We start from the raw sequence: 25,216 nt of genomic DNA on the forward strand, positions 1-25,216 counted from the left end.
GACCATGCAGCCGTCCCGCTGGCAGACTGTCCGTTCGTCCCTCCCTCCATCCATCCCCACCCACAAAAAAAGAGCTCCCAGGCCCAAACACCCGGGAACTCTCCCAAAACTCAAATATCCAATTATCATCAATCGTTACCAGTCATTACCAGTTGTCACCAACCATCACCCAACGCGCAACCGAAACTTCTGAATCTCCTTCTCACTGGAAACCCTCTCAATCTCAGCCCCAAGACTCCTGAGCTTCTCCTCAAAATTCTCATACCCACGCTGGATATAAACAATATCATCAACAACCGTAACACCCTCAGCAGCCAGCCCCGCAATAACAAGCGCAGCCCCCGCACGAAGATCCGGCGCACTCACACGCGCCCCCGTAAGCTTCCTCACACCATCAATAATAGCAGAGTTCCCCTCCACCTTAATATTGGCACCCATCCGGGAAAGCTCATCCGCATACTTAAACCGGTTCTCAAAAATACTCTCAGTAACAATACTCGTACCCTCAGCCAAAGCCAAAGTAACCGCGATCTGCGGCTGCATATCCGTAGGATAACCAGGATAAGGCAACGTCTTCACATGCGTACGATGAAGCACATGCGGCGCACGGACACGAACCGCATCATCAAACTCCTCAACCTCACACCCGATCTCCTCAAGCTTAGCAGTAGTAGCCTCAAGATGCTTAGGAATAACATTACGAACAGTAACATCACCACGAGTAGCCGCAGCAGCAAACATAAACGTACCAGCCTCGATCTGGTCCGGAATGATCGAATACTCCGTACGATGAAGCGTCTCAACACCACGGATACGGATCACATCCGTACCGGCACCCTTGATATTCGCCCCCATACTGTTCAGGAAATTCGCCACATCAACAACATGCGGCTCCCTCGCAGCATTCTCAATGATCGTACGACCAGTCGCCATAGAAGCAGCCATCATAATATTAATAGTAGCACCAACAGAAACCACATCCAGGAAAATATGGCTGCCATGCAGATTCTCCGCCTTGGCAACAATAGCACCATGACAGATATCAACATCCGCACCAAGAGCACGGAAACCCTTCAGATGCTGGTCGATCGGCCTGCTGCCGATATTACATCCACCCGGAAGCGGAACCTCCGCATGCTTATACTTACCAAGCAAAGCACCCAGAAGATAATAAGAAGCACGGATCTTCTTGATAAACTCATAATCCACGCTGAGATTGCCGATAGTAGAACCGTTGATCTTTACAGTAGACTTATCAATACGCTCAACCTGAGCCCCGATCTCGGAGATCGCCTCAAGCAGAACATTGATGTCCCTAACATCTGGCAGATTCTCGATCAATATAGTTTCATCAGTCATAATGGCTGCTGACAATATCGCAAGCGCCGCATTCTTCGCACCCGCAATATCCACTTCTCCAACCAGAGGATTGCCGCCTTTAATCACATACTGTTCCATAACACACCTCTATTATTTACTCCTCTATGAGCAGAAACTTTCTCTGAATTTACTGCAGGAACAAACGTTCCGCAATACCGTTTTTTAGGTCAGTTGTATATTATAACACATATTTCAGATTTGTAAACAATTTATGACGAAAACCTGTCACAACCCATGACCCGAAACACTCCAGCAAACCGTTTCCACAAGCCAACAGTTACGCCTTATCTCCCCTGTTCTTCAGTGCCTCAAGCACAACCTGGAGACTCCCCTCCAGATCCTTATCCTCTTCATCCACCACAATGTCCGCATATTTCTCATACAAAGGAACACGCTCATCATAAAGACTCGCCAGCGTCTGCCCCTCCTTGAGCACAACACCACGCCCCTTAAGATTACCAAGACGCCTGGAAAGAAGCTCCAGCGAGATCTTAAGATACACCACAACACCCTCAGACTTCAGATGCTGCATAGCCTCATCGCAGTAAACCACACTTCCACCGGTAGCGATCACCGTATTCTCCACCTGGATTGAAGCATTCACACGATTCTCGATCGCCTTGAAGCCCTCTGTACCCTCATCCGCAATGATCTCACTCAGAGTCCTTTTCTCCGCCTTCTGGATCAGCAGATCAGAGTCAATAAACTGGTACCCAAGTACCTTCGCAAGAACGACACCGATGCTGCTCTTCCCCGCACCAGGCATCCCTATCAGTGTAATATTATTCATACTGTATCCTTTCATTTTAGCATAACAGCCACCAAATCTCAATAAACCTTACAGCTTCGCAGAACCTACCGTTTCTCTCTCCCTGGCTTTCCCGACGTCTTCAACTTCCCTGACATCCCTGGCTTTCCCGACGTCTTCAACTTCCCTGACATCCCTGGCTTTCCTGACGTCTTCAACTTCCCTGACATCCCTGGCTTTCCTGACATCTTCAATTTCCCTGACATCCCTGGCTTTCCCGACGTCTTCAACTTCTCTGACATCCCTGCCTTCTTTGATTCCCTGTCTGCTTCCCTGTCTGATTTCTTATCCAACTTCTTCTGCATCTGCTTCTTCTTTACGCTGTAGCCGAAGGTTCCCACCTTCCGGCCACCCGCCAGATACTCCCCATGGGAATAAACCAGAAGACCCGCATCATTAAGACGAAACCTGTTGTTTTTATCCATATAAGCTTCATCCGCATGGACCGCAAGCACATCCGCAAGAAACATGTCATGAGACCCCAGCTCCTTCACCTCACGCACCCTGCACTCGATCGAAACCGGAGCCTCCCCGATCATCGGTGCAGAAACAAACTGCGCTTTCTCTTTCGTAAGGTTCAGCTTCCGGAACTTGTCCACATCACGTCCCGAACGGACCCCGCAGAAATCCGTTGCATACGCCAGCTTCTCCGTTGTCAGATTGATCACAAATTCACCCGTTTTCCGGATCATATCATAGGAATAACGGGAAGGTCGGACAGAAATATAAGCCATCGCCGGATTGGTACACACCGTACCCGTCCATGCAACCGTTATGATATTATCGTTTCCCTCACCATCGGTAACACTCACCATTACAGCCGGCAGCGGATAGATCATGTTCCCCGGCTTCCATAACTGTTTCGCCATTTTCCGTCACCTCTTACGCATAATCGCTGTTCATCAGCTGAGCAGCCTCCATCATAGCCGGGATCAGCTGCTTCTTTCTGGAAACCACACCCGGCAGACTGAAAGTATCTCCATCCGGTTTCCGCTCAAAAGCGATCTCCGCCATCTGCTGGCTGCCCTCCCCGTAAAACAGAAGCTCTGTAGACTCCTCCAGGATATTCGTCAGCATAAAATAAACTCTCGTGATATCATGACGGCCACACTCACTCACCATAAACGGCATCAGCTTCTCCTTGATCTCCTTAAGCTCCTCGCTGTCCATGGAACTGATCTGACCCACACCAAAGGAAACATTACCCTCACCAATAAACTTCTTGTAATCCTGATAAAAAATCTCCTCCGGAGACTTATCCTTCAGATTACTTCCCGCAGAAAACATCTCTCGGGCAAACTCCTCGATCTTGATCCCCGCGATCAGCGCAAGAGCACTGGCAGCGATCTTATCCGTCTGCGTACAGGTCGGTGAACGGAACATCAATGTATCCGAAATAATAGCCGCACAGAGAAGCCCCGCGATCTTTTCCGGGATCTCCAGTCTCTGCTCTCCGTAGATCTCATAAAGGATCGTACCCGTACATCCCACCGGCTCATTACGAAAAGCAACCGGCGTCATGGTCTGCAAGGTACCCAGCTTATGATGATCGATGATCTCAAGGATCTCCGCCTTCTCGATATTATCAACAGCCTGATCCACCTCATTATGATCCACAAGAACCACTTTCTTTTTATGCATATCCAGAAAATTACGTCTGGAGATCGTACCGATACACTTACCATGAGGATTGATCACCGGAAACGCCCTGTGACGGTTTTTGATCATAACATCCTGGATATCATCCGTAAAATCCTCGGTATTAAACGTAACCATGTTATCCCGCTTCATAACAAAGCTGACCGGAATACTCTGGTTGATCAGACGCGCAATATTAAACGTATCATACGGAGACCGGATGATCACGATATTCTTCTCATGAGCAAGCTTTATAACCTTCTCGGAAACCACGATATTCAGCCCCACGATGATACAGCTGACATTCTGGCTGATCGCCTGAAGATGATCCTCCTCACGGTCACCCATGATGATCATATCATCCTCCTCAACGTAGCCCTCCAGCATCTTCGGGTTGGCAGTACCGACAAGCACACGCCCCTTCACAAAATATCCGTGTCCGTTACCTTCCACCACTTCACCGCCAACAGTCTCGGCAATTCTCTGATACTGCGTCCTCGCATTGGAAAGAAGATAACTGTCTGTAGTATCCATATAGGTCTTTGCGATATCACCAATCGTCACAAGCCCCTCCAGACACCCATCCTTATCCCGGATTGGAAGAGAAACGATCCCGTTCTCCTGCATCAGATCCCAGGTATTCTTCAGCGACATATTCTTATCCGCCTGCGGACTGGTCCGGATATCCATATCCTTGACCTGCGTACCGATATTTCCCAGATAAGCCGGCGGCTGTACGCCAAAACGGTTCAGCACATACCTGGTCTCCTCATTGATCTGCCCCGCTCTCTTCGGGATATATTTTTTATTCTGCGTAGTTCTGTTCTTAATATCCGCATAAGCAATAGCCGAACAGATGGAATCCGTATCCGGATTCTTATGTCCGATTACAAATATTCTCTCCGGTTTTTTCATACACATCCATCCTTTTTCATCCAAAATAATCATAATTTAATATTTGCAAACAAAGCACCCAGGGAAGTAGTAGCCTCTTCCCCCGACTCCAGAAGCTCAAAAGACTCCTCCTCAACCTCCTTAGCCATCAGATCCGATGCCTCTTTAATACTCAGGCTCAGCTTACCATCCTTGATAGCGATAACCTTCACCTTAACCTTATCCCCAACACTCAAAACCTCAGAAGGCTTCCGAATCCTCTTATCACAGATCTGAGAAATATGCACCAGCCCGGAAACCCCGTTCCCAAGCTCCACAAAAGCACCGTACGGCTGCAAACTCTCAACCGTACCCTCAGTCACAAAGCCAACCTGGATATTGGAAATCTTATTCCGTTTCTCCACCTCAGCCCTCTCACGAAGAATCTCCCTCGCCGAAAGCACCAGCCTCTTCTTCGCCTTATCAGCCTCGATCACCCGCACCTGGATCGGCTTATTCAGAAACACCTCAGTATCCTCAACAAACTCCAAAGCAAGCCTGGATGCCGGAATAAAACCACGGACACCCTCAACGTAAGCAATGGCACCCCCGTTAACGATCCCCTTCACAACAACATCCAGCACCTCACCCGAATCCTGAAGCTCCTTCAGCCTGTCCCAGGCAAGCACATCCGCAGCATCCGCTCTAGAAAGAAGAATATTCCCCTGACCATCATCCCTGCGAAGAACCATCGCCTGAACCTCATCCCCCGGCTGAACAGCCTCTTTAATATTAAACCCCGGCACCCGGGAAAACTCCTCCACCGGAATAAAACCCTCAGCATAAAACTTAAGGTCAAGAACAACCCCCGACTCATCCACACTCACAACAGTCCCTGAGATAATATCCCCCTCATCGATTCTCTTAAAAGAAGCCTCCAGCTCCCTCTCAAAATCCTTCATAGACTCCGCCATATCCAGACCTCCCATTCAAACAAAAACCCAACCACCGCCGCCCCAAACCAGACGACAGCACTATAATCCTAATCATTATAGCATGCACACCCCACCCGCGCTATATTTTTTGCACTGGAAATTTCTTAACCCCTTTATTTCTCTCCAACACACAGGACGGACTCAGATCAGCCCATTTATCACAACCTTGTTGCTTTCTTTATTTCTCTCCAACGTACAGGACGGACTTAGTACGATTCCAGAATTTCTTTGTAGTGCATCCTTTTTGTTTCTCTCCAACGCACAGGACGGACTGCCGGAGGGGCGGCTACATGGTCGGGACCCGGTGCGTCGGAGTAAGCCGCTGGTCATACTTAGCGCCTGAGGCTTCTGACGGGAAGGTACTCTGCGGCCACAAGCCGCAGAGTAAGCCCCATCTGTCTGAGCCAGGTACGCATCAGCGTACATGGCGAGTTATGGGGCGCCCTGCACGGCAGAAGACTCAGACGCTTAGTATGACCCGGCGAAACGACCGCACCAGGCACGACCATGCAGCCGCCCCTCCGGCAGTCCGTCCGTCCCTCCCTCCATCCATTCCCACCCACAAAAAAAGAGCCCAAAAAAGGCCCAAAAACGAGGAGTGCCCCGGTAGTGGCTTACCGGGGCGATTATTATGAAAAAAATTGTATGTGTAATGATACAGATACACACCATTACAGCGTCTTTCGTAACGTTCTTTCGAACTATCCCTATACTACCAGACAAATATGAACAAACAATGAACATCTCGTAAACAATTAGCGCATTTGCACAATTTTTTTTCAAAACACCCTCCCCCAATTTATAAAAACACCACATTCACAAACAAAACCAAAGCCCTAAACATTGTACATATTGTACATCTCAACCAAACAAACCAACAACAACCCCAACAAAAGAGCCACAACCCTCACCCTCTAACAAAAACTCCATGTCCTAAATCTTCATCAAAAGTTCCATCCAAACACCATCACCGCCGTGAAAGCATCCCCTTAATAAACTCAATCGCCTTCTCAAAAATATTCTTCACATCAGACTTCGTAACACCCATATCCTTCAAAGTACTATAAGCATCACTCACATACCCCTTGATCTGATCATCACTCATCTCAATCCCACGGAACTTACTGATAATATTAACCAGCGAACTCTTATCATCCTCATTAAGACTCACCCCAAAATGATCCGCAGCCTCATCGATCCCCTGAGAAATCTCATCATCCGTGATCTGGTTAGAATCAAAAAGCCCCTTCACATAAACAATGATATCCCCAACCTTATCCGGATCAGAAGCAAGAGACCCAACCTCATTATCCTTCAGGATCTCCTCCGCCTGACTCATAACAGAACCGGAATCAGACGCCATAACCATCATCGGAGATGTACATGAAATAACACCCGCAATAACCAAAGCTGTAACCTTGTTCAATCTTCTCATAATATTCAACCTCCATACGGGCACCAGCCCTTATTAAAAATTACCTTTTACTATTTTTAATTATCTTTTACTGCCTTTTTATTACCTCATCATTACCTTTTCGACGCCCCTCAGTATACCACACACCCCCACCCCTCTGTAAACCTCAATTTTCCCCATTCCCACCCACACCATTCAGACTTTATGTATATCGCCAAAAATATATTCACAATATTTTCATATTTTAAACAAACTTTCCTAACATCTCATCAGTAAAATAAAAAATGTAAATTTTTCATTACTTACTTATGTCTGACACCTCAGACATAACCTCCTTTCTATGACAAATATATAGGTCCGGACAGGAAACCTCTCCAACATTCCCGTCCGGAAACGCAAAAAGAACCCGGAACAGCTGCCCGGGCTCTTTTTGCATTTATCATATATTAATTTTTCTCATCATAAATACAGTTGGCAAGCATCGCAAACTGCTCCAGTGTCAGCGCCTCACCCCTGATATTCAGCGGAAGATCACACCTGTTGAACACATCCTCGATCTCCTCCTTACTCAGGGAAAAATCTCCGGAATTTCTGATCCCGTTCACAAGCGTCTTTCTCCTCTGGTTAAAAGATGCACGGATCAGACGGAACATAAGCCCCTCATCCTTCACATCCACCGGCGGCTTCTCATAACGTGTCAGCTTGATCACCGCACTTCCAACCTTCGGCCGCGGCATAAAACAGTTCGGCGGTACATTCGCAACGATCTCCGGCTTCGCATAATACTGCACAGCCAGGGAAAGCGCACCGTAATCCTTGGTACCAGGACCAACCTGCATACGGTCTGCAACCTCCTTCTGCACCATGACAGTGATCGAATCCACAGGAACATTCTTCTCAAAAAGCCCCATGATGATCGGAGTCGTAATGTAATACGGCAGATTCGCAACCACCTTCACAGGCTTACCGCCGTTTTTCTCATCTGCGATCTTTTTGATATCCGTTTTCAGGATATCGTTATTGATCACGGAAACATTATCCCAGTCCTTCAACGTATCCTTAAGGATCGGGATCAGCGAACTGTCGATCTCCACAGCAGCCACCTCTCTGGCAGCCTCCGCAAGATACTGGGTCATAGTTCCGATACCCGGACCGATCTCCAGTATAAAATCATCCTTCGTGATACCCGAAGACTCAATGATCTTTTCCAGAACATGCTCGTCGATCAGAAAATTCTGACCAAACCTTTTCTGGAAAACAAAATGATACTTTTGAAGGACTTCAATGGTATATTTCGGGTTACCAAGATAAGGTCTGGCCATATTTTTTACCTCTGCTTTTTCTTATTTTCAGCTGAAATCCTTTTCAAAAAGTACCGTGTAGCCATCACGGTCCACACGCTTCTTAGAACGCTTGAACAATCCGCTCTGAGCTCTCTCCATAGCCTTATCCAGCATGGTCTTCACAGTACCGATGCACATCGGCTGATCCTCCTTCTGGTTGATCCCGATCAGATTATACAGAGCAAGCATGCCCATCTGGTCGATACGGAATCCATTCTCCATGGTATAGACCTTGGCGAAATTAACAAGTTCATCGTTTGTAAATACAGGAATGTTGATCATGGATGTAAACTTCTTCGCAAGCTTCGGATATCTTGCGATCAGCTTACGCATACCGATCTTTTCATCCTCCAGGATCACGATCATTCCCTTTGTGTTTCCGGTCATAGCTTCCTCAAGCTCATCTGCTGTTTCCTGGGAAAGCTGGTTTGCATCCTCGATAACAAGGAAACCGCCGGCAAGCTTGGATACGATCTCCGGAATATCCTTTCCGTTGAGATCATCCGCAAATATATAGGCAACCTTGGAAGCCTCGATATTCAGCTCTTTACAGATTGCCGGGATCAGACTTGAGATCAGTCTCGTCTTACCTGTTTCTCTGCCGCCCATAACGATCACATTTCCGGTCTGGGAGGTCTTGTCTGCTGCGCCCATCTGCACATCGCAGAGTACATCAAGCAGCTGTTCCTTCATTCCGGGAACTGTAACAAAATAGGTGAAAAGCTGTTTCTCTTCATCTGTGAGCTCTTTCTTTCTGGAAACGATCTTTGTAGAATCCTTTTCCGGATGGATCGTAGCGATAAATTTCTCAAGCTGCTCTTCCTCGCTGAGCTCCTCTTCCTCATCGTCCTCTTCCATGGCTTCATCAGAATCATCACCGATGAGACTGCTGATAAAGTCCTCATCATCCTCTTCCTGGAAGTCAAAGGCGTCATCACTGTATTCTTCTTCCTCATCAAGAAGATTTTCCTCTTCCGCTGCAGCCACCGGTTCCTCATGATGAAGCTTCGCTGAAGGCTCTGCTGCCGCCTTCTGCACCTGCTCCTCAGATTCCAGTGAAGGAATCTCCGGAAGCACATCCTCTTCTTCCACCGGCTTCTGTACTCCTGACGGACCATTCAGAAACTCTGCTTCTGCAGCCTGAAGATCCTCCTCAGTAACCGGCTCCTCATCTTCATCAAATACGATATCCGGAAGTCTGGTATCGGAAGTCTCCGTTACCTCTTCCTCCTGCTGAGCGGAGATCTGCGCCATGATATCCTCGATATCTGCCGCATCCGGCTCCTCCGGAACAAATTCATCAGCCGCAATATCCAGATCCTCAATACCTGCCGGCTCTTCCGTTACGTCGGACTGCTGGACATCCGGAGATTTCTCTTCCTCCGGGATATCGATTCCCTGCTGTGTAGCTGCTGCCAGAATAGTATCCTCCAGGTTGAAGTCCTTATCTTTATCCTTCCCGGACCTGTCACCTACAGATGCCGCAATATCCTCGATACTTCCGAAAATTCCGGACGCATCCGGGATCTCCGCAGAACTGCTTGCATTCTCCGGGTCCACATTGATCATGGACTTCGGGATCTTCAGCTCCGGCATACGGATCGTTGCGGAAAAATCAGGCTTGCCTTCCTCATTGAGCGGAACCCCTGCAGGCTTCTCCTCACTTTCCTCATTTCCGGCAGCCTTCTCCTTCATGATCTCTGCAACACTCTGGGACAAAGACATCTCTGTAGCTTTCTCAGCCTCAGCTTCTTCCGCTTCCTGATAAGTCTCTTCTTCCTCTTTATCCTGCTGTTCCTGAGCCTGCAGCTTCATACTTCCGGATGACAGGTTCTCAACACCGGATGCCAGCGGAATCTCATCCACTTCCTGTCCGGAAAACTCTTCCTGCTCTTCAGAAGGCTCATCCGAAGCTTCCTCACTTCCTTCTGCTGCTTCGATCTCCTCAGAATCTGTAAACTCCTCTGACGGTTCTGCTGCCGCAGCAGTCTCAGCCTCCGGCGTTTCCGCCTGTTCCGTCACATCCTCAGAGCCTGTGGAAACCTCATCCTGCTCTTCATCCTGCGCAGCTTCTTTTTCCTCCATATCCTCTTCCGCAGATTTCTTATGTCCGCCAAAGATATCACGGAATCCCTTGGAAAGCTTCTCCTGGAATGTCTCCGCACTGTTCAGATCCCGCTCATCATCTACCTGGATAGTATCTGTGACCGGTTTTGCCTCCTCATACTCGCCGGATGCTTCCTTGCTCTCCCTGATCTCCTGCGCCTTTTCCGGCGGGATCAGCTTCGGGATAAAACGCTGTTCGTATTTCTCTTTCTCTTCGCCAGTGAGAACACCCATCCGCTGTTTCAGGTCAAGGGCCTTCATCACATAAGTTCCGTCATTGAACCAAAGGATCATCTCATTGCAGAGATCCAGGCACTTCTGCTTGTCTCCTGCCTTGTAATAGAGCTTGGCCAGCTCATAGGACCAGCGCTCCGTAAATTCCTTCTCCTTATATTCCTCAAGAATACGGATCTGTTCATTCAGAGATGCATTCTTCGCTCTGGCGATCTTATATTTCAGTATATACTGGCTGTTATCATTACCTGCCACTTCTCTGTATTCATCAAAGAATTCTGTGGCTTCACTGATCTGTCCCATTTTCAGGGAAACCTCGATCAGACGGTAAAGTATGTTCTTGCCGATCGGCGCTCTGTGGTAGGCAAGAAGAAAAATTTCCTTGCTCTCTTCATAGCGCTTGTTGGCCGCGTAGATCTCGCCCACTACACAAAGGGTACGGACGTTTTTCACACGACGCCAGTCAATGCTGTCAACAATCTGCATGGCGCCTTTGTAATCCTGGGTCTCGACCAGCTTATTGATCTGTCCCAGCTTAACGCGAAACTCCTCTTTATCCAAAATATTCACCAACTTTCCATAATCAGAATCAGTTTACCATATGCATACGGGCTTGTCAAAACCCTTTAGGCATATAAACATGCCCCTTTACCACCTGAAAAACCCTGTTGATCTTGAACTGATGGCTGACAAAATCATCCAGTCCTGTACAGGTGATCAGAGTCTGTATATCGTGGATGCTTTCCAGCAGATATGTCTGCCTGCTGCTATCCAGCTCCGAAAGAACATCATCCAGCAGAAGAACCGGTGTATCCCGGATTTTTTTCTTCACCAGATAGATCTCCGAAAGCTTCAGGGAAAGGGCCGCAGTCCTCTGCTGCCCCTGGGAACCATACCTCCGGATGTCGATCCCGTTGACCTTTACGCAAAAATCATCTCTGTGCGGTCCCACGGAGGTCAGCTTCATCCGAAGATCCCGCTCCCGGTTCCTGGAAAGCTTATCCTCAAACTCTGCCGCCGTCACACTTGGCTCGTACAGGATCTCCAGCTCCTCGATCCCGCCGGTAAGCCCCTTATGAAGCCCCCTTGCGATCTCGTTAAGCTCCTCCACAAAGGCTTCCCGCTTCCCGATGATCTTCTTTCCGTAATCGACCATCTGCATATCCCAGACATCCAGGGTACTTTTCAGCCCGGGGTTCATATAACAGTCTTTGAGAAGACGGTTTCTCTGGTTCACGATGTGATTGTAGCCGGCCAGCTCCGTGATATAAACACCATCCAGCTGACAAAGCTCCGAATCCAGAAAACGTCTTCTCTCTCCCGGTCCATTCTTGATAATATTAAGATCCTCCGGAGAAAAAAACACCAGATTCACCACCCCCAGCAGCTCCCTTGCCTTGCGGATCGGCAGCCCGTTGATGGCAACTCCCTTTGCTTTGTTTTTCCGGAGGTGCATGTCTATTTTGTATGAAAGATCGCCCTTCTTCACCATCATTCGGATATGGGATTCCTCATTCTCAAAGCGGATCATCTCCCGGTCCTTGCTTCCCTTGTGGGATTTGCTGGTACCTGCCAGATAAACCGCCTCCAGGATATTGGTCTTTCCCTGGGCATTGTCACCGTAGAGAATATTGGTGCCCTGATCAAAATTCATCTCCAGCGACTCATAATTCCTGAAATTATTCAGTCTGATGGATTCAATGTACATTCCTTCACCCGATCACATAAATATCTTTTCCATCGTAGGAAATGGTATCTCCAGGATGGATCTTGCGGCCACGGCGGTTCTCCACCTCACCGTTCACCAGTACCAGACCATCATTGATGGCATATTTCGCCTCAACGCCGTCCTCCACAACACCGGCCAGTTTCAGCGCCTGACCAAGCTTGATAAATTCGTCTTTAATTCTGATCTCCAATTTTTTCTCCTCTTATCTCCGGGGTATTTTCTCCGTCAGATCGATCTTTTCTGATCTCCTGGCGGTATTTAAAATCCCCCAAAATACAAATTTCACCGGAAGGTGGTAATTTAAATACCCCCTTCCAGCAGTTTACGCATAAAACAATTTTCAGAACACAATCGCATTCCCATATACAATCGGTCAAAAACGGTCACGCATTTTTGGTGTATCCGTTTATATCAATCCTGATATCTGCCGTCAGGCTGTACGTACCCTACGGACGCTTACATATCCTGACTGCCGAGCTCAATTCTGTTCACAGCTTCAAGCATGTGCGTCTCACACGTACACTCACATTCCCGAAGCTGCTGCGTACATCTCTTGTCCCTTATTCCTTATATTTCCCAGGTTTTATCTGGCCTGATTCTGGTTGATGTTTACAGGAAGAATCAGGTAAGTATAGTTCTCCTCATCATCACGGATAAAGCACGGGGCCTTCGGATTTACAAGATAGATCGTCACGGTTTCATCATCAATAACACGAAGCGCATCGATCAGGAATTTCGGGTTGAAGCCGATCATGATATCCTTACCCTCTTTTTCAATATCGATTTCTTCATTCATGGAACCCATTGCAGAATCAATGCGCAGCTCCATATCATCGTCTGTGATGTTGATGATGATCGGTTTTTTATCAACCTCACGTACCAGAAGTGTGGCACGGTCGATACAATCCAGGAACTCTTTTTTGTTGATCTTCAGTTTTGTCTCATAATCACTGGAAAGCATCTGGTCAATTCTGAAATATTCTCCCTCGATCAGTCTGGAAACTACCATAGTCTGATCAAATTCAAATAAAATATGGTTTTTTGTAAAGTAAATGCTGACCTGATCATCCACTTCTCCGGAAAGGATCTTGCTGACCTCGCTTAAAGTTTTGCCCGGAACTACCACCTTACGGTCAGAATAATCTTTCTTAAGGGGCATTTTTCGGATAGAGATACGATGTCCGTCCAGAGAAACTACCTTCAGACAGTTATTTTTGATCTCAAAAAGTTCACCGGTCATAAGCTTATTGTTTTCATTTACAGCAATCGAAAAAATAGTCTGGCGGATCATTTCTTTCAGTGTGTACTGAGAGATCGTTAGCGGTTCATCCTTCTCGATCATCGGTAAATAAGCAAAATCTTCTCCTGATTTTCCAGGGATATTGAATTTTGCTTTTTCACAGGTAATGGTTGCTGCATATTTATCATCGGTCTTAATGGTAACATCATTATCCGGAAGTCGTCTGATGATTTCATAGAAGATTTTTGCATCAAGAGCAACTTTACCTTTTTCTTCAATAGTACCCTCAACGATGGTTTCAATTCCCAGCTCCATATCGTTGGTGGTAAATTTGATCTGGTTTGTGGTTGCATCCATGAGAATACATTCCAGGATTGGCATTGTGGTTTTTGATGGAACTGCTTTGAGTGCGATACTTACACTTTTTAACAGACTTGATTTGGAGCAGATGATTTTCATAGTGTGTATAACTCCCTTTCTGAACAATTTGTGGTTTTTATAAATATATTTATAGAAAAAATCCGCAGTAACCGCCGTAGGGGGCCAGATTTTGTGAAAAACTCCCGCAGGCCTGATGTTTTCAGGGGTTTTCCGTTGGGATAACTTTGTGTAAAAGTGGTATTTTCGCATGTGAATAACCCGGGGATAAAATTACCGCCGCGTTTTGGCAAAAAAGTTGTACACATCTCTCCACATACAATCAACACGTTATACACCAGTAATGTGGAAAACTTCCCTAACCTTGTGGATTAATCTTCTTTTTCAATATATCAATGGTATTTTTTAAGTTATCGTCGTTCTGCAATTCGTTTTCGATCTTTTCGATACCGTGCATAACGGTGGTATGGTCACGGTTTCCGAGCGCTTTTCCGATATTTTTCAAAGGTGTGGATATGATCTCACGGCAGAGATACATGGAAACCTGGCGGGGCATGACGATCTTGGAGTTTCGTTTGTTTCCGCTTAAGTCCGCAGGTGTGACTCCGTAATGCTCTGCAACAACGGAGATGATGTATTCCGGTGTGATCACTTTTTTCTCATCCGGAGAAATAATATCCTTCAGTGCCTGCTCTGCCAGCTCCAGAGTTACTTCCTTTTTCTCAAGCTTGGCTCCGGCCATGACCTTGTTGAAGGCACCTTCCAGCTCACGGATATTGGATTTGATATTGGTAGCGATATATTTGATAACATCTTCACTGATGTTGTAGCCGTTCATTTCTTCATTTTTATGAAGGATCGCCATTCGGGTTTCGTAATCAGGCAGCGTGATATCTGCGATCAGACCCCACTCGAACCGGGAACGGAAGCGCTCTTCCAGGATTTCCATATCCTTCGGTGGTTTATCAGAGGATATGATGATCTGCTTTTTGGAACTGTGAAGACTGTTAAATGTATGGAAAAATTCCTCCTGTGTGGATTCTTTTCCTATAATAAACTGAATATCATCGACAAGAAGAACGTCGATATTTCTGTATTTTTCACGGAATTTGCTCATTGCCGTGTTATTTCCGTTTCGGATGGTTTCGATCAGCTCGTTGGTAAATTCCTCACTGGTTACATACAAAACACGGCTGTTTTCGTCGTGTTCCAGAATGAAATGAGCGATGGAATGCATAAGATGCGTCTTACCAAGACCGGCTCCGCCATAGATAAACAGTGGATTGTAGGTATCTCCCGGTGATTCGGCAACTGCAAGAGCTGCGGCCTGGGCGAATTTGTTATTACTTCCTACAACGAAGGTGTCGAAGGTGTATTTTGGATTTAAATGCGCCTCTTCGTAACGTGTATCCTGAACCTGTTTATCATAAGAAGTGTTTTTTTCTGTTTTTTTGGGGAGATCTTTTTCCAGAACGAAGCGAACCTCGCATTCTTCCATGCCTGTCAGTACACAGATAGTAACCTGGAGGGGTATTTTGTAGCGTTTACTGATGTAATTGACTCCGATCGCTGCCTGTTCAGAGGGAACAACCACTGTTATCAGCTTTCCGTCAACCTCATAAACTTTCAGCGGCTTGAGCCAGGTATTAAAAGGGACATCAGTCACCTCATATTCAGATTTGACAGTTTGCAGGATCTCCTCCCATTTTTCAATAACAGCGTCCATTTTTTCCTCCCATGAGTATTATAATAACCCCAGTCTGCGACTGGAGATAGATATCCTTTTATATATTACAATGAAAATGGGGTTTTCGCAATGGAAAATCCTTGAGATTTTGGGGAAAAGAATGTGGATAATGTGGGGAAATTACTGTGGATTAGGGTGGATTATTGTGGATAAGAGTCCTGGAGGTTTCCATAAGTCGAGAATTGGTGGAAAATGTGGAAGAATTATGTGTATAAAAAAATCCACCTTAAAAATACCGCAAATAAAGGGTTTTTTTGAAAACGATGTGAACAAACCCTCCGAAAAAGTGGATAGATTTCCGGTCAATCCACAAGTTATCCACAAGTTATCCACAAAATGTGGATAATGTTACGTAAACCATAAGCGCTTTCCACATAAGAGAAAAAAATAAATACCGTAAGGTGGGGGTATTTTATAGAACCCTTGATTTTATCGGGTTTTTTGCAATTTTTACTTGACGAAAAGGAGGTTTATTTATATAATTGAAACGATGTTCTGAATGATAAGTTATTTCATAACAATTAAAAATAGATAAAGGAGGTGCTTTACCTATGAAGATGACATTTCAGCCAAAAAAGAGATCCAGAGCTAAAGTTCACGGCTTCAGAGCTCGCATGAGCACAAAGGGCGGACGTAAAGTATTAGCTGCAAGAAGATTAAAAGGAAGAAAACAGTTATCAGCATAAGCTGCAAGACCGCATTTATGTGGTCTTTTCTTCTATCCGGAGAAATATCCGCGCAGGCGGAATCTAATTAAGGAGGATTCGTTTGATCAGATCAGAGTCCTTAAAGAAAAATCAAGATTTTAAAGTTGTATATCAGAACGGAACATCGTACGCAAATCGGCTTCTGGTGATGTACGTGCTGAAGAATCAGCACATGAAGAATCGTCTGGGAATATCAGTAAGCAAAAAAGTAGGGAACAGTGTGGTTCGCCACAGACTCACCAGATTGATCAGAGAAAGCTATCGTCTCAACGAAACAGATTTTGACAGTAACCTTGATATTGTAGTAGTAGCGAGAGCCGCAGCCAAGGGCAAGAGCTTTCACGAGATCGAGAGTGCTTTTCTGCATCTTGCAAGAAAGCATCATATAACAGGGAATGAACATGATAAAGAAATTTCTGATTAAGATGATAAGGCTCTATCAAAAATATATATCGCCGATGAAGAGAACGAAATGTCCTTATATTCCCACATGTTCTCAATATGGTTTGGAAGCAATCGAAAAATATGGCGCATTTAAGGGCAGTCTTCTTGCGGCATGGAGGATATTGCGATGCAATCCTTTTTCCCACGGAGGCTATGACCCTGTGCCATGAATTATTTTGTGACTGTTCAGCCTTTTCCCGGGCAGAGCAGTTATCGGAATTTGTAACTGTTCAGTACCTCCGCAGTTAGTGGACGAATGAATAGTTACCGGACTTTTACAATTGAATAAGAAGTCTAGGAGGAAATGAATTTGGAACTGTTTTTAGCAACAAAAACCGGAACTCCTATTATCGGACAGATCGCGTCTGTGATGGGATGGATCATGGATGGCATATATAAGATGCTTGACGGCCTGTTCGGAATCCAGAACATTGGTCTTTGTATCATTATCTTCAGTATTCTTATCTTTGCCTTTATGACACCGCTGCAGATCAAGCAGCAGAAATTCTCCAAGTTAAGCGCGATCATGCAGCCTGAGATCCAGAAGATCCAGAAGAAATATCAGGGTAAAAAGGATCAGGCTTCCATGATGAAAATGAACGAAGAAACCCAGGCTGTTTATCAGAAATATGGTGTTTCTCCAACCGGTAGCTGTGTACAGTTAGCCATTCAGATGCCTATTCTGTTTGCTCTGTATCAGGTTATCTACCGGATTCCTGCTTACGTTGGAAGTGTAAAGAACATTTTTACTGGTGTAGTTGACAACCTGCTAGCTGTAAACGGATACACAGATATCCTGCAGCAGTTTATCACAGACCATTCCATGACACGAGTGAGTCTCGTTATGGACAGTGCCGGAAATGCTACAAGTAACTCGATTGTTGATTTTCTGTATGCACTTTCTCCTTCCCAGTGGAAAGAGCTGGCACAGATGAATCAGTTTTCAGGATTTTCTGATGCGATCACAAAAGCATCCGGCAATATTTCCAAGATGCAGGGCTTCTGTGGACTGAATATCGCAGACCAGCCGCTGTACTATATCATGGAATTCTTCAAAAATCATGGTTCTCTGTTACTTGCGATCGTAGCACTTCTGATCCCGGTTCTTGCATGGGCAACTCAGATGCTGAACCTGAAGCTTATGCCACAGGCTGCAACACAGCCGGCAGACGGAAATGATCAGGCCAGTGCAATGGCAAACTCCATGAAAACCATGAACATGGTCATGCCTCTGATGTCTGCATTCTTCTGTTTCACATTCCCGGTTGGTCTTGGTATCTACTGGATCGCCAGTGCTGTCGTTCGAAGTGCCCAGCAGTTTGCGATCAATCGTCATCTTGATAAGATGAACATTGATGATCTGGTTAATGAGAATATGAAGAAGATCGAAGCGAAGCGTGCGAAGGAAGGACTTCCGCCGCAGAAGATCACCAATCAGGCTCATCAGTCCGCCAAGAATATCAATAAACCTGTGATCAATAAGGGCAACAGCGGAAACAATGGTGCTTCAGACAAAGCACAGAAGGTTGATACTGCTTATGAGAAGGCAAGAAGTGCAAAACCGGGCAGCATCACAGCTAAAGCAAATCTCGTAAGAGACTTTGACGAGAGAAATAAGAAGAAATAATCAGGAACGGAGGGGTTCGTAATGGAGGATTACATTCAGTTTTCAGCAAAAACAAAGAATGAAGCTATCACAAAAGCGTGTCTTGAGCTTGGAACTTCCAGTGACCAGCTTGATATTCAGGTTATCAGTGAAGGCAGCTCCGGATTCTTCGGAATCGGCAGCAAACCTGCCGTGATCAAAGTTCGCAGAATCGAGCCAGTTTCTGATATGCAGGAGATCGATGAACTGGTAGAGTCCGTGAAACTGGACGCTATCAAAGAAGAGAAGAAATTAGAAAAGCCTTTTACTCCGGATGTAAAGAAAGAATCTGCACCGAAAGCAGCTCCTGCAGAGGAGAAGAAGCCGGTGAAGAAAGAAGCTGTACAGGTGGAGAAGGCATCCGAAGAAGCACCTGCAAAGGCAGCAGCGCCAAAGGAAAGACCTGCAAGGGATTTCCAGGGCAAAGCAAAGCCTGCACGTGAGAAACAGCCAAGAGCTCCAAAGGAGCGTCAGCCGAAGGAAACACGTGAGAGAGCACCGAAGCAGGGCAGACCGATAGAGATCCTCAGCGATCCGGAGAAGATTAGAGAGGTTGAGGAGAGAGCAGTCGTATTTCTTCGTGATGTATTCGGCTCCATGGATCTTGGAGAAGTGGAGATCACATCGAAATACAACACTGCAGACGGTTCTCTGGATGTGGATTTTGAAGGTGAGGATATGGGTATCCTCATCGGAAAAAGAGGCCAGACACTGGATTCTCTTCAGTATCTGACAAGCCTTGTGGTAAACAAAGGCGAGTCTACCTACATTCGTGTAAAACTCGATACCGAGGACTACAGACGCCGTCGTAAGGAAACTCTGGAGAACCTTGCAAGAGGAATCGCCTTCAAGGTAAAGAAAACCAGAAAACCGGTAGTTCTGGAACCGATGAATCCGTACGAAAGAAGGATCATCCATGCATCTCTGCAGGGCAACCGCTATGTAGAGACAGTCAGTGAGGGAGAAGAACCTTACAGACATGTAGTAGTAAAACTGAAACGCAATAATTGATGATCCACCGGTAAAGCTATAAGCCGTATCCCGGAGCGTAAGCTCCGTGGGTACGGCTTTTTTGTATGGAACTGAAAATTAAAAATTATCATTGCAATCTCCGCAACAATTCTTTATAATCATTGAAGAGCAAATAACAAAAGATATTTCTGCAGCGGACATCCGGAATGCAGAGATTAGAGCGTATTTGAAAAATCATTCCCGCAATCTGCACGCCCCACTTTGCGGTATATTTTGCCCGAATTCAGTTGCCGTAGCCCGCTACGGCGCCTTCATCCGGACAAAATCTCCCACAAATTGTGACGCACATCTTGCAGAAAGCCTTTTTCAAACACGCTCTAGCATTATAAATATGGAAACTGACAGAAGATGTTATTCTAGGTGAAAGCGTGAATAACACGTGTTTTTGCGTGTAAAAAGCTTTTCCGGAGTAACATTTTTGCGTTTAACCGGATGCTTTTATCCGAATGCTTTTATCCGTTTGACAAAGGAGAGTGAAAAATGGAAGAGACAACGATTGCTGCGATTTCCACAGCCATGAGCGCATCGGGAATCGGGATCGTCAGGATCAGTGGTCCGGAGGCTTTTGAGATCGCATCCGGAGTATACCGTTCCAAGGGTGGAAAAAAATCTCTGAAAAACGTCCCAAGCCACACCATCCATTATGGATATATTTATGATAACGAAGAAATGGTAGACGAAGTGCTGGTCATGGCTATGCGCGGACCACGGACATATACAGGAGAAGATACCATAGAAATCGACTGCCACGGTGGCGTTTTAGCTATGAAAAAGGTACTGGAAACTGTGCTGAAAAACGGAGCCATTATTGCCGAGCCGGGAGAATTTACCAAGCGTGCATTCCTCAATGGAAGGATCGATCTTTCCCAGGCGGAGGCCGTTATGGACGTGATACAGTCCAAAAATGAGTACTCATTAAAGAATTCTGTAGGACAATTAAAAGGTTCGGTCCGAAAAACCGTACAGCAGATCAGAGAAAAACTACTGTACCATATAGCGCACATTGAATCGGCATTAGACGATCCGGAGCACTATGATCTGACAGGATATTCGGAAGAATTAGAACAGATCGTAGCAGAAGAAAAAGAAAAAATACAGAACCTGTTAAAAACAGCCGGAGACGGAAAGATCATACAGGAAGGTATCCGTACCGTGATCCTGGGCAAGCCGAACGCAGGGAAATCTTCTCTGCTGAACCTGCTTCTGGGAGAGGACAGAGCCATCGTGACCGATATCGCAGGAACCACCAGAGACGTACTGGAAGAGTATATCAACCTGCATGGGATCACATTAAAGATCGCTGACACAGCTGGAATCCGCCAGACAGAAGACATCGTAGAGAAAATCGGCGTATCCAAAGCCAAGGAAATGGCAGCAGACGCAGACCTGATCCTCTATGTCGTAGATTCCTCCGTACCGTTAGATGAAAATGACGAAGAAATCATAAAAATTTTGCAAGAGAAAAAGACAATTGTCCTCTACAGCAAGACAGACCTTGAATCTGCTATAGATATAGAGGATTTAAAGAGCAGAATAAACCAGCCGGTGATCCCAATCTCCGCAAAAGAAGAAACCGGGATCACAGACCTGGAAGAAAAAATCCGGGAAATGTTCTTCAGTGGGGAGATTGACTTCAATGATGAAGTCTACATCACCAATGAACGCCACAGACAGGAGCTTTTAAAAGCACAGGAAAGTCTTTCTCTGGTAGAAAATAGCATAGAAAGCGGAATGCCGGAGGATTTTTATTCCATAGACCTGACAGATGCATACGAAAGTCTGGGACGGATTCTGGGAGAATCACTTGGGGAAGACCTTGTTAATGAGATATTTTCTAAATTTTGTATGGGGAAATAATAACCGCATGGGCTGCGGAGGCCCCGGCCGAATGCCCGCATGGATTGCGGAATCTCGGCCGTATATGCCGTATGGATTGCGGAACTCCGGTCGTATAACCGCATAGATTGCGGCTCCCTGCTGTATGCCACATGGACTGCGGAAGCCCGCAGAGGGTAGATCACATTGGAATGTGAGAAAACCGCAAAGGGGCACAAGGCCGCGCCCCTCTGCACACCCCTGGGCCTTTTTTATATAGTGCAGCGATTGTGGAAAACTGAAAGAAACTAACTTGTGCCTGTATGCTTCTGTACTGGCAATTCGACACTGAGCCGAAATGTATCAAACGGAACTTTGTATATTTCTGTAGGATATATTGTTGCATAATATAGATTACGGAGACCCGGCCGTATATGCCGCATGGGTTGTGGAACCTCGGCCGCATATGCCGCATAGATTGCGGCTCCCTGCTGTACGCCACATGGATTGCAGAATTCCGCAGACGTGCATCGCACGTCGAGAACCTCATTACAGTTCCACTGCAACCCCCTCGGCACAACGTTCCGCATCCAATACCGAAGCATACAGACAAAAGTCAACACCGTATCACACACCACAACCCAAGAACTCCTAAAAAAAAGCCCGAGGGGTGTGCAGAGGGGCCGTGGCTTTACGGCCCCTTTGCGGTTTTCCACAGCTTCCCAAAGCAAAAAAACCAGGCCCTCTGCCAAGAAAGTAAAAATAAAACCAAAAACCAACCACACAATAAACAAAGAAAAAGAATAAGAGAAAAATAAGAGAAAAAATAAAGGAGAAAAAGCATGAAAAATCTGGAACAGTTTTTCGACATCATAGTAGTAGGCGCCGGCCACGCAGGCTGCGAAGCATCACTGGCATGCGCCCGCTTAGGGCTCAACACAGTCATGTTCACAGTCAGCGTAGACAGCATCGCCCTTATGCCCTGCAACCCCAATGTAGGCGGCAGCTCCAAAGGGCATCTCGTCCGTGAACTGGATGCTCTCGGTGGGGAAATGGGTAAAAACATAGACAAAACCTTCATCCAGTCCAAAATGCTCAACCAGTCCAAAGGACCTGCAGTCCATTCCCTTCGTGCACAGGCCGATAAACAGGCCTACAGCACAGAAATGAGAAAGACACTGGAAAATACAGAGAACTTAACCATCCGCCAGGGTGAAGTGACCGAGCTTCTGGTAGAAGACGGGCACATCACCGGTGTAAAAACCTTCTCAGGAGCCACCTACCACGCAAAAGCTGTAGTCCTCTGTACAGGAACCTACCTCAAGGCCCGCTGCATTTACGGCGACGTCAGCAACTATACAGGACCGAACGGCCTTCAGGCAGCCAATTACCTTACGGATTCCCTGAAAAAGCTGGGGATCGAAATGTTCCGCTTCAAAACAGGAACTCCGGCCAGAATCGCCGGAAACACCATTGATTATTCTAAGATGGAAGAGCAGTTCGGAGATGAAAGAGTCGTACCGTTCTCTTTTTCCACAGACCCGGAATCTGTACAGATCGAGCAGAAATCCTGCTGGCTGACCTATACAAACGAAAAAACACACGAGATCATCCGCGCAAATCTGGACAGATCCCCCCTTTATTCCGGAATGATCGAAGGAACCGGACCACGTTACTGTCCGTCCATTGAGGATAAAGTAGTTCGTTTTGCAGACAAAAAACGCCATCAGGTATTTATTGAACCGGAAGGTCTTTACACAAATGAAATGTACATCGGCGGAATGTCCAGTTCCCTGCCGGAGGATGTTCAGTACGAGATGTACCATTCCGTACCGGGTCTGGAGAACGCCAGGATTGTAAAAAATGCTTACGCTATTGAGTATGACTGCATCAATCCGCGCCAGCTCTATCCCACACTGGAATTCAAAAAGATCAAGGGCCTTTTCAGCGGCGGACAGTTTAACGGAAGCTCCGGATATGAGGAAGCAGCCGCTCAGGGCCTCATAGCGGGAATTAATGCAGCTATGGAGGTAAAAGGCCGGGAACAGCTGATTTTGGACCGCTCAGAGGCATATATTGGTGTTCTCATCGATGATCTGGTAACAAAGGAGAACCATGAGCCGTACCGAATGATGACAAGCCGTGCTGAGTACCGTCTGCTCCTCCGCCAGGACAACGCAGATCTTCGTCTTCGCAAAAAAGGCTGGGAGGTCGGCCTGATCGATGATGAGACATACCATAAATTACAGGAAAAAGAGCGCCGGATCCAGGAAGAGATCGAGAGAGTGGAACATGCAACCGTAGGTGGTTCTGCAGAGGTACAGAGCCTTCTGGAATCTCTGAACAGTACCCTTCTGAAATCCGGAACCACCATTGCAGAGCTGATCCGTCGGCCGGAGCTTAACTATAAGGTGCTTGCACCCATCGATAAAGAAAGACCGGAGCTTCCGGAAGATGTATGTGAGCAGGTAGAGATCAACATCAAATATGATGGATACATCCGCCGCCAGATGAAGCAGGTAGAGCAGTTTAAGAAACTGGAGCAGAAAAAGCTTCCGGAAGACATTGATTACGAAGATGTAGGAAGCCTCCGCATTGAGGCACGCCAGAAGCTGGAAGCCTACAGACCGGTGTCCATCGGCCAGGCGTCCCGTATCTCCGGTGTATCCCCGGCTGACATTTCCGTGCTTCTTGTATATCTGGAAAGCAGATCCGAACATAAACACAGATAATACAAAGAATAACAATAAAACACAGAAAATAAGAGAGGAAGCTGCATGTACAATTTAGAAATCCTGGAAAAAGGCTGCGAGGAGCTTGGGATCACACTCAGTGACACGCAGAAAAACCAGTTTATTCGGTTCTACGAATATCTTGTAGAAAAAAACAAAGTCATGAACCTCACCGGTATCACAGAATTTGACGAGGTTCTCGTGAAACATTTCCTGGACAGCCTCTGCTGCGTCAAGGCTGTAGATATGGGTAAGATAAAAACCGTTATGGACATCGGAACCGGCGCCGGATTCCCGGGTGTTCCCCTGAAGACCGCCTTCCCGGAGGTGGAAGCCTGCCTTCTGGACTCCCTCAATAAAAGAGTAAAATTCCTGGAAGAAACCTTTGCGCTCCTGGGCCTGGAGGGGATTTCCGCCATTCACGGAAGAGCCGAAGAATATGCAAAAAACAAAGCCTACAGAGAAAAATATGATCTCTGCGTATCCAGAGCAGTATCCGGACTTGCAACCCTGTCTGAATACTGTCTCCCGTATGTAAAAGTCGGAGGGCTTTTTGTCTCCTATAAATCCGGTTCTGTAAAGGAAGAAGCAGAAGCAGCAGAGAAAGCAGTAAAGATCCTTGGTGGAAAGATCAGGGATATTCAGTACTTTGACCTTCCGGGCTCCGAGATCGGCCGCTCCCTGGTCATTATCGAGAAGGTAAAGAACACCCCAGGCAAATATCCGAGAAAAGCCGGAACACCGCTCAGAGAGCCACTGGCATAAGATACCTCCTGTCGAACAAAGGCAAAATCTGTCCGACAGGAGATTTTTTTGTCCGGGAGTTTCACAAAATTATCACAAATTTATCCTACTTTTATCACAAATTACTTTTACACTATAATCCGATAGAGATGCCCCTGGATTCCCCCATTCTCTGTTTCATCCAGGGGCATTTTCTATTGGTATTGAAAAGA

General features: G+C 46.4%; 20 protein-coding genes and 3 pseudogenes. 10 read left to right on the top strand and 13 right to left on the bottom strand.

Translation table 11 applies throughout. The features are described from left to right. Positions 1 to 165: 165 nt before the first annotated feature. The 12 genes and pseudogenes from NE671_RS09790 to dnaA all read right to left on the bottom strand — a co-directional run bounded on the left by NE671_RS09790 (position 166) and on the right by dnaA (position 15,864). A complete protein-coding gene (locus NE671_RS09790) occupies positions 166 to 1,458 on the bottom strand; it encodes a UDP-N-acetylglucosamine 1-carboxyvinyltransferase (RefSeq protein WP_092073580.1) in 1,293 nt (430 codons plus the stop codon). A gap of 199 nt (positions 1,459 to 1,657) precedes the next feature. Continuing rightward, a complete protein-coding gene (locus tag NE671_RS09795; RefSeq protein WP_044961515.1) occupies positions 1,658 to 2,170 on the bottom strand; it encodes a shikimate kinase in 513 nt (170 codons plus the stop codon). Positions 2,171 to 2,469: 299 nt separating this feature from the next. Then, a pseudogene (locus NE671_RS09800) lies at positions 2,470 to 3,057 on the bottom strand (flavin reductase family protein); the annotation flags it as partial. A gap of 13 nt (positions 3,058 to 3,070) precedes the next feature. Beyond that, on the bottom strand, positions 3,071 to 4,741 hold the full coding sequence (locus NE671_RS09805; protein ID WP_044961512.1) for a putative manganese-dependent inorganic diphosphatase: 1,671 nt from the start codon (positions 4,739 to 4,741) through the stop codon (positions 3,071 to 3,073). Positions 4,742 to 4,770: 29 nt separating this feature from the next. After that, on the bottom strand, positions 4,771 to 5,673 hold the full coding sequence (locus NE671_RS09810; RefSeq protein WP_256163927.1) for a 30S ribosomal protein S1: 903 nt from the start codon (positions 5,671 to 5,673) through the stop codon (positions 4,771 to 4,773). A 988-nt stretch (positions 5,674 to 6,661) separates the two neighbouring features. Next, positions 6,662 to 7,129: a DUF1002 domain-containing protein gene (locus tag NE671_RS09815; RefSeq protein ID WP_015526559.1), complete on the bottom strand. Its 468-nt coding sequence runs from the start codon at positions 7,127 to 7,129 to the stop codon at positions 6,662 to 6,664. Positions 7,130 to 7,554: 425 nt separating this feature from the next. Next, a complete protein-coding gene (gene rsmA / locus NE671_RS09820) occupies positions 7,555 to 8,430 on the bottom strand; it encodes a 16S rRNA (adenine(1518)-N(6)/adenine(1519)-N(6))-dimethyltransferase RsmA (protein WP_015526558.1) in 876 nt (291 codons plus the stop codon). A gap of 27 nt (positions 8,431 to 8,457) precedes the next feature. Next, on the bottom strand, positions 8,458 to 11,352 hold the full coding sequence (locus NE671_RS09825; RefSeq protein ID WP_256163928.1) for a hypothetical protein: 2,895 nt from the start codon (positions 11,350 to 11,352) through the stop codon (positions 8,458 to 8,460). A gap of 55 nt (positions 11,353 to 11,407) precedes the next feature. Beyond that, positions 11,408 to 12,499 (bottom strand): DNA replication/repair protein RecF, encoded by a 1,092-nt coding sequence (gene recF, locus NE671_RS09830; protein ID WP_021650165.1) that lies wholly within the window; start codon positions 12,497 to 12,499, stop codon positions 11,408 to 11,410. Between the two features lie 4 nt (positions 12,500 to 12,503). Then, complete coding sequence (locus NE671_RS09835) at positions 12,504 to 12,710, bottom strand: RNA-binding S4 domain-containing protein (RefSeq protein ID WP_021650164.1); 207 nt, start codon at positions 12,708 to 12,710, stop codon at positions 12,504 to 12,506. A gap of 393 nt (positions 12,711 to 13,103) precedes the next feature. Then, complete coding sequence (gene dnaN / locus NE671_RS09840; RefSeq protein WP_092072383.1) at positions 13,104 to 14,219, bottom strand: DNA polymerase III subunit beta; 1,116 nt, start codon at positions 14,217 to 14,219, stop codon at positions 13,104 to 13,106. A gap of 277 nt (positions 14,220 to 14,496) precedes the next feature. Then, complete coding sequence (gene dnaA / locus NE671_RS09845; protein ID WP_256163929.1) at positions 14,497 to 15,864, bottom strand: chromosomal replication initiator protein DnaA; 1,368 nt, start codon at positions 15,862 to 15,864, stop codon at positions 14,497 to 14,499. A 121-nt stretch (positions 15,865 to 15,985) separates the two neighbouring features. On the opposite strand from dnaA, the gene NE671_RS09850 reads away from it, so the two are divergent. From NE671_RS09850 to jag, 6 genes are all read left to right on the top strand, one after another. Beyond that, entirely contained in the window at positions 15,986 to 16,231 is a 246-nt protein-coding gene (locus NE671_RS09850) for a hypothetical protein (protein WP_129975748.1), read from the top strand. A gap of 205 nt (positions 16,232 to 16,436) precedes the next feature. Further along, positions 16,437 to 16,571 carry a 50S ribosomal protein L34 gene (gene rpmH, locus NE671_RS09855; RefSeq protein ID WP_005423866.1) on the top strand — a complete coding sequence of 45 codons (135 nt, stop codon included), beginning with the start codon at positions 16,437 to 16,439 and terminating at the stop codon, positions 16,569 to 16,571. Positions 16,572 to 16,653: 82 nt separating this feature from the next. Continuing rightward, complete coding sequence (gene rnpA, locus NE671_RS09860) at positions 16,654 to 17,016, top strand: ribonuclease P protein component (RefSeq protein ID WP_021650160.1); 363 nt, start codon at positions 16,654 to 16,656, stop codon at positions 17,014 to 17,016. Next, on the top strand, positions 16,994 to 17,206 hold the full coding sequence (yidD, locus tag NE671_RS09865; RefSeq protein WP_015526553.1) for a membrane protein insertion efficiency factor YidD: 213 nt from the start codon (positions 16,994 to 16,996) through the stop codon (positions 17,204 to 17,206). Before rnpA ends, yidD begins: the two co-directional genes overlap by 23 nt. Positions 17,207 to 17,346: 140 nt before the next feature. Next, positions 17,347 to 18,663 carry a membrane protein insertase YidC gene (yidC, locus tag NE671_RS09870; protein WP_330641810.1) on the top strand — a complete coding sequence of 439 codons (1,317 nt, stop codon included), beginning with the start codon at positions 17,347 to 17,349 and terminating at the stop codon, positions 18,661 to 18,663. A gap of 21 nt (positions 18,664 to 18,684) precedes the next feature. Next, a complete protein-coding gene (gene jag / locus NE671_RS09875; protein WP_015526551.1) occupies positions 18,685 to 19,692 on the top strand; it encodes an RNA-binding cell elongation regulator Jag/EloR in 1,008 nt (335 codons plus the stop codon). A gap of 88 nt (positions 19,693 to 19,780) precedes the next feature. Here jag and NE671_RS16030 read toward each other — a convergent pair. Beyond that, positions 19,781 to 20,002, bottom strand: a pseudogene (locus NE671_RS16030) (DUF6783 domain-containing protein). Between NE671_RS16030 and NE671_RS16035 the strand changes: the two are divergent. From NE671_RS16035 to rsmG, 4 genes and pseudogenes are all read left to right on the top strand, one after another. After that, positions 19,940 to 20,077 (top strand): annotated as a pseudogene (locus NE671_RS16035) (DUF6783 domain-containing protein); the annotation flags it as partial. The pseudogenes NE671_RS16030 and NE671_RS16035 overlap by 63 nt on opposite strands. 116 nt (positions 20,078 to 20,193) lie before the next feature. Beyond that, a complete protein-coding gene (mnmE, locus tag NE671_RS09880; protein ID WP_256163933.1) occupies positions 20,194 to 21,570 on the top strand; it encodes a tRNA uridine-5-carboxymethylaminomethyl(34) synthesis GTPase MnmE in 1,377 nt (458 codons plus the stop codon). An 800-nt stretch (positions 21,571 to 22,370) separates the two neighbouring features. Next, a complete protein-coding gene (gene mnmG, locus NE671_RS09885; RefSeq protein WP_256163935.1) occupies positions 22,371 to 24,260 on the top strand; it encodes a tRNA uridine-5-carboxymethylaminomethyl(34) synthesis enzyme MnmG in 1,890 nt (629 codons plus the stop codon). 45 nt (positions 24,261 to 24,305) lie between these two features. Continuing rightward, on the top strand, positions 24,306 to 25,025 hold the full coding sequence (gene rsmG, locus NE671_RS09890; RefSeq protein ID WP_256163936.1) for a 16S rRNA (guanine(527)-N(7))-methyltransferase RsmG: 720 nt from the start codon (positions 24,306 to 24,308) through the stop codon (positions 25,023 to 25,025). Positions 25,026 to 25,216: the final 191 nt, after the last annotated feature.

The sequence above is a fragment of the Blautia sp. DFI.9.10 genome, from assembly GCF_024461705.1.
Classification (GTDB): Bacteria; Bacillota; Clostridia; order Lachnospirales; family Lachnospiraceae; genus Blautia_A; species Blautia_A fusiformis.

Bases quoted from the DNA above. Each gene is read 5' to 3' on its own strand.
- NE671_RS09790 (WP_092073580.1), bottom strand. From the start codon at position 1,458: ATGGAACAGTATGTGATTAAAGGCGGCAATCCTCTGGTTGGAGAAGTG.
- NE671_RS09795 (WP_044961515.1), bottom strand. From the start codon at position 2,170: ATGAATAATATTACACTGATAGGGATGCCTGGTGCGGGGAAGAGCAGC.
- NE671_RS09805 (WP_044961512.1), bottom strand. From the start codon at position 4,741: ATGAAAAAACCGGAGAGAATATTTGTAATCGGACATAAGAATCCGGAT.
- NE671_RS09810 (WP_256163927.1), bottom strand. From the start codon at position 5,673: ATGGCGGAGTCTATGAAGGATTTTGAGAGGGAGCTGGAGGCTTCTTTT.
- NE671_RS09815 (WP_015526559.1), bottom strand. From the start codon at position 7,129: ATGAGAAGATTGAACAAGGTTACAGCTTTGGTTATTGCGGGTGTTATT.
- rsmA (WP_015526558.1), bottom strand. From the start codon at position 8,430: ATGGCCAGACCTTATCTTGGTAACCCGAAATATACCATTGAAGTCCTT.
- recF (WP_021650165.1), bottom strand. From the start codon at position 12,499: ATGTACATTGAATCCATCAGACTGAATAATTTCAGGAATTATGAGTCG.
- dnaN (WP_092072383.1), bottom strand. From the start codon at position 14,219: ATGAAAATCATCTGCTCCAAATCAAGTCTGTTAAAAAGTGTAAGTATC.
- dnaA (WP_256163929.1), bottom strand. From the start codon at position 15,864: ATGGACGCTGTTATTGAAAAATGGGAGGAGATCCTGCAAACTGTCAAA.
- NE671_RS09850 (WP_129975748.1), top strand. From the start codon at position 15,986: ATGTGGATAATGTGGGGAAATTACTGTGGATTAGGGTGGATTATTGTG.
- rpmH (WP_005423866.1), top strand. From the start codon at position 16,437: ATGAAGATGACATTTCAGCCAAAAAAGAGATCCAGAGCTAAAGTTCAC.
- yidD (WP_015526553.1), top strand. From the start codon at position 16,994: ATGATAAAGAAATTTCTGATTAAGATGATAAGGCTCTATCAAAAATAT.
- jag (WP_015526551.1), top strand. From the start codon at position 18,685: ATGGAGGATTACATTCAGTTTTCAGCAAAAACAAAGAATGAAGCTATC.
- mnmE (WP_256163933.1), top strand. From the start codon at position 20,194: ATGGAAGAGACAACGATTGCTGCGATTTCCACAGCCATGAGCGCATCG.
- mnmG (WP_256163935.1), top strand. From the start codon at position 22,371: ATGAAAAATCTGGAACAGTTTTTCGACATCATAGTAGTAGGCGCCGGC.
- rsmG (WP_256163936.1), top strand. From the start codon at position 24,306: ATGTACAATTTAGAAATCCTGGAAAAAGGCTGCGAGGAGCTTGGGATC.